Source organism: Psychrilyobacter sp., assembly GCF_037132775.1.
GTDB lineage: Bacteria > Fusobacteriota > Fusobacteriia > Fusobacteriales > Fusobacteriaceae > Psychrilyobacter.
Genome location: NZ_JBAHZY010000081.1, coordinates 1 through 9193 on the forward strand (window position 1 = coordinate 1; position 9193 = coordinate 9193).

11 protein-coding genes are annotated in these 9193 nt (G+C 32.5%); all 11 read right to left on the reverse strand.

The window, feature by feature from the left end; all coding sequences use genetic code 11:
* Positions 1-402: 402 nt before the first annotated feature.
* Complete coding sequence (gene raiA / locus V5784_RS05560) at positions 403-720, reverse strand: ribosome-associated translation inhibitor RaiA (RefSeq protein WP_336888053.1); 318 nt, start codon at positions 718-720, stop codon at positions 403-405.
* A 170-nt stretch (positions 721-890) separates the two neighbouring features.
* Complete coding sequence (locus V5784_RS05565) at positions 891-2108, reverse strand: phosphoglycerate kinase (RefSeq protein WP_336888054.1); 1218 nt, start codon at positions 2106-2108, stop codon at positions 891-893.
* Between the two features lie 144 nt (positions 2109-2252).
* Complete coding sequence (gene gap, locus V5784_RS05570) at positions 2253-3269, reverse strand: type I glyceraldehyde-3-phosphate dehydrogenase (RefSeq protein WP_336888055.1); 1017 nt, start codon at positions 3267-3269, stop codon at positions 2253-2255.
* A 112-nt stretch (positions 3270-3381) separates the two neighbouring features.
* Positions 3382-4266, reverse strand: a complete 885-nt coding sequence (locus tag V5784_RS05575) for an RluA family pseudouridine synthase (RefSeq protein ID WP_336888056.1) — start codon at positions 4264-4266, stop codon at positions 3382-3384.
* 172 nt (positions 4267-4438) lie between these two features.
* Positions 4439-4579: a hypothetical protein gene (locus tag V5784_RS05580; protein ID WP_336888057.1), complete on the reverse strand. Its 141-nt coding sequence runs from the start codon at positions 4577-4579 to the stop codon at positions 4439-4441.
* Positions 4580-4828, reverse strand: coding sequence for a hypothetical protein (locus V5784_RS05585; protein ID WP_336888058.1), 249 nt, complete (start codon positions 4826-4828; stop codon positions 4580-4582).
* A 165-nt stretch (positions 4829-4993) separates the two neighbouring features.
* Positions 4994-6088 carry a D-alanyl-D-alanine carboxypeptidase family protein gene (locus V5784_RS05590; protein ID WP_336888059.1) on the reverse strand — a complete coding sequence of 365 codons (1095 nt, stop codon included), beginning with the start codon at positions 6086-6088 and terminating at the stop codon, positions 4994-4996.
* 116 nt (positions 6089-6204) lie between these two features.
* Entirely contained in the window at positions 6205-6573 is a 369-nt protein-coding gene (gene nifU, locus V5784_RS05595) for a Fe-S cluster assembly scaffold protein NifU (protein WP_336888060.1), read from the reverse strand.
* 25 nt (positions 6574-6598) lie between these two features.
* Positions 6599-7774 carry a cysteine desulfurase family protein gene (locus tag V5784_RS05600; RefSeq protein WP_336888061.1) on the reverse strand — a complete coding sequence of 392 codons (1176 nt, stop codon included), beginning with the start codon at positions 7772-7774 and terminating at the stop codon, positions 6599-6601.
* A gap of 133 nt (positions 7775-7907) precedes the next feature.
* A complete protein-coding gene (gene nth, locus V5784_RS05605) occupies positions 7908-8570 on the reverse strand; it encodes an endonuclease III (RefSeq protein WP_336888062.1) in 663 nt (220 codons plus the stop codon).
* Positions 8571-8648: 78 nt separating this feature from the next.
* Positions 8649-9101, reverse strand: a complete 453-nt coding sequence (locus V5784_RS05610) for a hypothetical protein (protein WP_336888063.1) — start codon at positions 9099-9101, stop codon at positions 8649-8651.
* Positions 9102-9193: the final 92 nt, after the last annotated feature.

Below are 9193 nucleotides of genomic sequence, written 5' to 3' on the forward strand. Positions count from 1 at the left end.
ATTACTCCTCTTTTTATAAAAGTTTTACATTAATTTTTAGAGTTTACACAAAACTTGCAACAGCCCCGCTAAGGTATATTTTGGTACTCAAAAAATTGCTTAAGTTTTTTCATAAACTGTTTGACAAACACGACCACCATAGAAATACAAAACGGATTCGCATATAATTCTAATTTAAAGAATTAATTCAAATCCTGTTTTCTATAATAATAGTAATATAGAGTTGTAATAAAGTTTGATTTTTTCACTTTTATTCCTCCGAACAATTTATTATTTATAAAAAAAAATCATTATTTTCATTTTTTTTCAAGGTATTTTATACTGTAATGTTATTTTTTTCAAAAAAAACTCTCCTAATTATCAGAAAATTTACATACCCGATAATTAGGAGATCAGTTTCATCTATTCAATTTCTATTTTTTCTTCCCTCTTGCTATCTATAATTTTCTTCTTTTCTTTAGTTAATACACCTTTTATCTTCTTTTTAGCCCTATCTATCTCGGCGTACAATTCTCCACCTTTAGTTTTAGCAATATATTTATTTCCTTCAGTACTAACAATAACTTCTACACCATATACTTTTTTATTTTCATATTTTAAAACAACTTCAGTTTCATCTATATGATTAAAATATGTCTCCAACTTACCAAATCTCTTCTCTGCATAATCTCTGATTGCCCCCGTTACCTCTAAGTGTCTTCCTCTTATTATCATTCTCATAAAAATCACATCCTTATTAGTTAGTCCTCATGCTAGTAATACAAATATACGACATAATTTCAACAAAATCAATAGTTAGAGCAAAGAAAGACTCACCAGGAAGAGTGGTCTAAGCATAAATTAAATATAAAAAGAGGAGGATTTCTCCTCCTTCAAATCTTTCTATTTAATTATTTACCGCAGTTACAGTTTCCACAGTGACTAGCTATAGAATCTATTCCCGGTAAAACTTTCCCTTCTAAATACTCAAGAGAAGCTCCTCCACCTGTAGAGATATGTGTAAACTTGTCAGCAAATCCTAAGTCGATAGCTGCTGTTGCAGAGTCTCCTCCACCTATTATAGTGATAGCACCATCTAAATTAGCGATTGCTTCACAAACTCCGATCGTTCCCTTAGCAAAGTTAGACATCTCGAATACACCCATTGGTCCATTCCAGACTACGGTCTTTGCCCCAGCTAAAGCCTCTTGGAATAACTCTATAGATTTAGGACCGATATCCAATCCCATCTCATCTGATGGAATATTTTCTACAGATACTATTTGATGCCCCGCATCATTTGAAAATTCCTTAGAAGTGATAGTATCTACCGGCAAAATTAACTTGTCTCCTGCTAACTCCATCAATTCCTTTGCAAGATCTAATCTGTCTTCTTCACATAAAGAAGTTCCAATATTTAACCCCTTAGCTTTTAGGAATGTAAACATCATCCCTCCGCCGATTATTATTTTATCTGCTTTTGGAATCAAGTTTTTGATTACAGAGATCTTGTCAGAAACTTTTGCCCCGCCTAAGATAGCAATTAAAGGTTTTTGAGGATTTTCTACTACTCCACCAATAAATTTAATTTCTTTTTCCATCAAGAATCCTGTTGCTGATTCTTCTATGTTAGATGCTACTCCTACGTTTGAAGCATGTGCTCTATGAGCAGTTCCAAATGCATCATTTATGAAAACATCTCCTAAAGAAGCCCAATATTCCCCTAATTCAGGGTCATTTTTAGATTCTTTTTTACCATCGATGTCTTCAAATCTAGTGTTTTCAAACATCATGACCTCTCCATCTTTTAATTCTGCTACTGCAGCCTCTAATTTTGCTCCTCTAGTTTCAGCTACAAACTTAACTTTTTTACCTAATAATTCAGATAATCTAGCAGCTATTGGTGCCATTGATTTTCCAGCTTTATCTTCCTCTGTTTTTACCCTTCCCAAATGAGAAAAAGCTATAACCTTTCCACCTTGCTCTAACACATATTTAATTGTGTCAGTTGCCGCAACTATTCTGTTGTCGTTCATGATCTTCCCATCCTTCATAGGAACGTTAAAATCTACTCTCATCAGTACTTTTTTACCGTTTAATTTTAATTCATTTACTATTTTTTTTGCCATTTTCTTAATACCTCCAAGAATCACTCTTCTTTTTTATAGTATTTCCAATAATTATTGAAAACGATAACAAGGAAAGAGTATTATTTTTTTAAAAAAATAGCGGAAACCAATGCTCCCGCTATTCTATTTCATTCTATTATATAATTACTTTGCTAATTGAGCAAATTTCTTACAAGTTCTTACTAATTGAGCTGTATAAGACATCTCGTTGTCATACCAAGCTAAAACTTTAACTAATTGCTTTCCTTCTACAGTCATTACTTTTGTAGATTGAGCGTCAAACCATGATCCAAATTGGATTCCGATACAGTCAGAAGATACGATTGGCTCTTCAGTATATCCTAAAGTTTCATTTGATGCTGCTTTCATAGCTGCATTGATTTCTTCTACAGTTACGTTCTTCTCTAACTCTACTACTAAGTCAACACAAGATCCTGTAACAGTTGGAACTCTTACTGCTCCACCATCTAATTTCCCTAACAATTCAGGTAATACTTTTCCTACTGCTACTGCTGCTCCAGTTGATGTAGGTACTATGTTAGCTGCTCCTGCTCTTCCTCTTCTTGCATTGATATCCTTTGGATGAGGTGCATCTAAGATGTTTTGGTCATTTGTATATGCATGGATAGTTGTCATGAATCCTTTTACCAATCCAAATTCTTTGTTTAATACATTTACAACTGGTGCTAAACAGTTAGTTGTACAAGAAGCTCCAGAGATGATAGTTTCTTCTCCAGTTAATACGTTATCGTTTACGTTGAATACGATAGTCTTAAGATCTCCTGCCGCTGGTGCAGAGATAACTACTTTTTTAGCTCCTGCATCTATATGTGCTTGAGACTTTTCTTTAGATACATAGAATCCAGTACATTCTAATACTACATCTACATCTAATGCTTTCCAAGGTAAGTCTGCTGCATTTCTTTCAGAGTATATTTTAATTTCTTTCCCGTCTACTAATATTCCGTTTTCTGTAGCTTCAATTGAATCCATTTTGAATCTTCCTTGAGCTGTATCAAACTTTAATAAGTAAGCTAAAGTTCTTGGGTCCGTTAAGTCATTTATTGCTACTACTTCAAATTCAGGGTTATCTGCCATTAATCTGAATGCTAATCTTCCAATTCTACCAAATCCATTTATCGCTATCTTTACTGCTGCCATAGTTTTATTCCTCCTAAGATTTTTTTTATTCTACACTATAAATATATCTTAAATTTCTAGAGTTTGTCAACGGAACATGAGTATTAATTTTGCAACAATCCTTGGTCTATTTTTACCCTATCACCTCCCCTTTTATAATTTTTTCCATATCATCAGGTAAAGTTGTTGTTACAGTTTCCTCTTTCCCTGTATCCGGATTAGTAAAGATTAGTTTATAAGCATGTAATAACTGCCTTTTAACACCCTCAACCATCCATCCATAGAGCTCATCTCCTAATATTGGATGTCCTATAGATGATAGATGTACTCTAATTTGGTGGGTTCTTCCTGTAAATAACTCAACCTCTAGAAGGGTTAAGTTTTGACCATCCATCCTCTTTAAAACTTTTACTGCTGTTTTTGCAGTTTGACCGCCATCTTCTGTTGAAAGTAATTCTCTTTTTAGCGACTCTCCTACACGACCAATTGATTCCTCTATAACAAATTCATTTTCTTCAACTATTCCCTTGACTATTGTTTGGTAATATTTTTTCACTGTAGCTTTTTCTTTATTTTGTAAAAATGTCTGGGCAAATCCATTTTTGGCCACTACTATTATTCCAGATGTATTCATATCCAGTCTATTATAAAATCTTGGAACCATAATCTCTCCTGTCTGTTCCTTCATATAGTAAACTATTCCGTGGGCTAAAGTTTTATCTACCTTCTTTTTAGTAGGATGCACTATCAAATACGGTTCCTTATTTAGGATTATTAGATTCTTATCCTCATATACTATATCCAGATCCATTTTTATTGGCTCGATGTTCGTTCCTTTATTATGCTCTTTCACCAAAACCCTATTCAATTTCCTTACTTTTTTATTGGGTTTCACTTTTTTTCCATTTAAAAAAATATCAATCTTCCTCATACTTCTACTAGAATAACCTAAAACTTCCTTCAAATAATCCCCAACTTTATATCCGTGATATTCTGGTTCAATTATATATTTTTTCATTATTTCTCCCTCTCTATAACTTTAATTTATACTTATACTTCCATCTATTATAACATAATAATAGAAAAAGAAACCCAAAGATTCCTTTTCTACAAATTTCAATATAAAGTTTTTTTATTCTTTTCAACTTATTCCATCTCCCCTTATATCTTCTTTTTCTATCGTAATCAAACTACTGTTTATCTTCTATCTCTTTTCTATATTTCATCCCCTCTAATCTTCTCTTAACTTTCAAGTTTGAAATTTCTTTATTCAACCTTTCTACACCTTCCCAGTCCACCTTAGACGTTGTTAATTTTTTCTCTAATTCCAACTATTTTTCTCTGATTTCTAGATTTCCTTTATAAGTTACACCTCTTCTTCCTTGCATCATTTCAAACATTTCTGCCCTATGTTCTTCACTTAAATTTTTTTCATCCCACATCATATGTCCATTCCCACTACAACCATAATTACCATTTTTACTTCCTCTGCCCATCGTATTTCCTTCGTTATAATGTCCAAAAGCTCCAAATGATATAGCTGATACCAATAACAACCCAATAAGTATTTTATTTCTCATTTTAATCTCTTTCCTCTTTACGCTTTTCTCTTATATGTATATTGTACTTTAGTTCCGCGAAAATTATGTGAAGAGCCAAAGCAACGTGACTTCTCATTCGATTAGTCATAATTCGAGTCTTGCACAATCAAAATTTTCAAACAAAAAGAGTCTTTAAAGACTCTTTTAGTTAAATTCCCTTTGGAAAAACCCCATTCTTTCAATGGAATGTTTAATTTTTAGATCACTTTTTAAATAAATTTTACCATCTATTAAAACTCTATGTTCTCCGACTATTGTCCCGGCCACAACAGGAGCTTTTATATTTTTTTTCATAATTACTTGTTTTTTTATTTTTTTATTTTTAGCCATAAGCTTCGTATAACTATTCTCTGCATAAAAATTAATTTCCGATTTCACACCATCTTTAACTTTTAATGTCCCTAATTTTTCTCCCTCAACCAAAATATTTACATATCCATAATTAGTATAGAATTTATTCAAATCTTCCAATACAACTATATCTCGAGTTTTTTCATCTGGTGAACCAAATACGATCTCTATCATATTTAAATTGTTTTTTTTAGAAACTATGGAAATATTATACCCTGCCAAACTATGATGTCCAGTTTTCATCCCATAGATCCCATCTATTCCCAATAATTTATTTCTATTTTTAAATTTTTGCTGACCATTTCTTATACTGGCTTTCTTCATAGAGGCAATTTTCATATAGTCATCATTCTTTAGTAACTCCATAGAAAGTTTATAGATGTCCCTTACTGTAGATACATCCATCTCTGTCCCTGTCATATAAGGCGGTAAGCCTGCCGGTGTATAATAACTAGTGTTTAACATACCTAAAGATACTGCCCTTTTATTCATTATTTCTACAAATTTTTCTAAATCACCATCTCCTACATAGTAAGCCAGAGAATATGCTGCATTATTAGCAGAATAAATAGCTGTTGCTTTGAGTAAATCTCTCACGCTTAGCCTGTCTTCCACAGTCATCCATATTCTACTCCCACCAATTTCCCTTGCCTCTTTTGGAATATCAACCATATCCTGCATGGATATTTTGCCCTTGGATATAGCATCGTAGGTGATTAATATTGTCATCATCTTAGTGATAGAGGCTAATGGATAGATTTTCTCTCCTTTAATTTCATTTATTATTTCACCATCTGCCGTCCCTAATAATTTTGCAATTGATCTGTTTCCTTGTCCAAAACTTAATACACTTATAACCAAGTATATGCCTATAATAACTTTTTTCATCTTATTCACTTCATCCTTTTTATTCTTATAATTTATTAATAATATGCTTTTTAGATCAGAGTATTACACCACCTATCAAATAAAAAAGGGATAGTCTCCCATCCCCATTAAAATCACTATTTTTTAGAAATATAATCCTCTATTGCTGCCTTTATAGCTTCTTCAGCTAATACTGAACAATGTACTTTTGCCGCTGGTAAACCATCCAAAGCTTCTACAACAGCTTTGTTAGTTACTTGTAACGCTTCTTCTACAGTTTTATTTAAAATCATCTCTGTAGTCACAGATGATGATGCAATAGCTGAAGCACATCCAAATGTTCTAAATTTTACATCTATAATTATTCCATCTTCTATCTTTAAAAAGATCTCCATCATATCACCACAAGAAGGGCTTCCTATCTTTCCATATCCATCAGGATTTTCAATTACTCCAACATTTCTAGGATTCATAAAATGATCCATTACTTTTTTTGTATATTCCATCTATCGTCACTCCCCGTCTTTTAATTTATTTTTTTAATTGAAATTCATTCCAAAGTGGTGAGATTACTCTTAATTTCTCTATTACTTTAGGAGCTTCCTCTATTACATATTCTATGTCTTCACGAGTATTGAATTTTCCCAATGAAAATCTGATAGTTCCGTGAGCATCGACAACCTCTATACCCATCGCTAACAAAACATGGGAAGCCTGCAGGTCATCTGAAGAACATGCTGATCCTGAACTCACTGTTATTCCTTTGTAATCAAGTCCTAATAAGATTGATTCTCCTTCTAAATATCTAAAACTTATACTTGAAGTCCCTGGAAGTCTAGTTGCTTCTTTACCATTTATTTTAATTTCTGGAATTCTTGCAACCATCTCTATTTCAAAAAACGATCTTAATTCTTCCTCTTCCTTTATCTTTTCATCCATATTTATAATAGCTAATTCCAATGCTTTAGCCATTCCTACTACTCCTGCTAGGTTAGTTGTTCCAGGTCTAATCTTTCTCTCTTGACCTCCACCTGTGATAACTTTTCCCAACCTTATTCCATTTTTAACAAATAATCCAGCTGTCCCCTTGGGACCATTAAATTTATGGGCTGAGAAACTCATTAGATCTACTCCTAATTCCTTAGGATATACAGGTATCTTTCCAACTGTTTGAACAGCATCTGTATGAAACACAATTTTATTCTCACGAGTTATCTTAGATATTTCCTCTATAGGTTGAACTACTCCAGTCTCGTTGTTTGCATGCATCAGAGTAACTAATATTGTTTCCTTTCTAATAGCTTTTTTTAACTCCTCTACGATTACTACGCCATTTTCATCTACAGGGATATAAGATACTTCAAATCCTTCTCTCTCAAGATCTTGACATGTATTCTTAGTACCTGGATGCTCTATGGTACTTGTAATTATATGATTTCCTCTCCTTTTGTAAGCTCTTGCTATACCTCTTATGGCTAAATTATTACTTTCCACTCCTGTTCCAGTAAAAATTAATTCTGATTTTTCTATCTTCAATATGTTTGAAACAGTTTCTCTGGCTAAATCCAAAGCTCTTCCTGCTTCCTGTCCAAAACTGTGCATACTGTGAGCATTTCCATATACCTCACAAAAATAAGGTAACATGGCTTCTAATACTCTTTTATCTGTTTTTGTTGTAGCGTTATTATCTAAATAAACTTTTCTCATAGCTTCACCCCTTATTTTATATACCCTATACTACCATTCTTTAGTTTTTATGTCAACATAATCCTTGGTGTTCCAAAGGTTTGATAATCGAAACTTTTAAAGCCTTAGTATTGTTGTCCTACCTTTGGTAGCTCTAATTTTTATCTGCTTTTTTTAATTTTTTTCTTCCAAAATTACAAAAAATATTTATTTCACATCTACCACATTGAGGTCTTCTAGCTATGCAGACGTCTCTTCCTTGTAAGATTAAATAGTGAGATATATCTATCCAGTATTCTTTAGGAACCATCTCCATCAATTCCCTTTCAATAATTATAGGATTATCTCCCTTAATGAGTCCTATTAAATTTGTTAGTCTCTTTACATGGGTATCCACCGTTATCCCCTCAGCTATTCCCCACACCTCCCCTCTAACAACATTCGCTGTTTTTCTACCTACTCCTGCCAAGGCAACTAGCTTCTCCATCTCACTAGGAACTTCTCCACCATATTTTTCTAATAAGATTTCACTAGTCTTCTTTAGATTTTTGGCTTTATTCCTATAAAACCCTGTACTCTTGACCAAAGTTTCTATTTCCTCTAGATCCATTTCTGCAAATTGTTTTGGAGTATTTATCCCTTTTTTTCGAAACATCTCTTCCGTCACTATATTTACTCTCTTATCGGTACATTGAGCCGATAGACTCACAGCTACCAATAGTTCAAATGGAGTCTCATATTTCAACGCACATTCTGGATCCCCAAATTTTTCATGGAGTATAGCTATTATTTTTTTAACTTTTTGCTTTTTTGTCACAACTCTCCCCTTTTTCCTTCTAGCGGTTCTTGGTCCAATTTATAATTTATAATTTTTTTAACATTTATTTATATAATTTTAGACTATTTCCCATCTTTTTTCTGGTTGTAAATGTTTTAAACCTATTTTTTCATATATCTCGCCTTCTACTGTATTTTCCATATCTATCTTCTTCCCTTTTTCTTTATACATATTCTTTATTAACTTCACATGAGGTTTTGGTCCTGTAGAATGCCACAAAGTATAGTTAAATTGTTTTGATGTTTCAGGAATCATATGAATAGATATTCCACTCTTCAATAAAAATTCATAATTATTTATTCGCTTTTTAACTTCATTATATTTAGAAACTATTTCTAACACCTTTATATCTACATCTTTTAGATTTTCAACCTTTATTTTTTTATTTTCATTTTTTTTGACTACTATATCTATATCCCGTACATCTTTTTTCTTTCTTCTCAGACTCCCAGTAACTTCACATCTATGGTGGTCGTGTTTGTCAAACAGTTTATGAAAAAACTTAAGCAATTTTTTGAGTACCAAAATATACCTTAGCAGGTGTTTCATAATCTAAAGAACTATGTCCTCTATCGTTATTATAAAAATTAATATACCTTTTT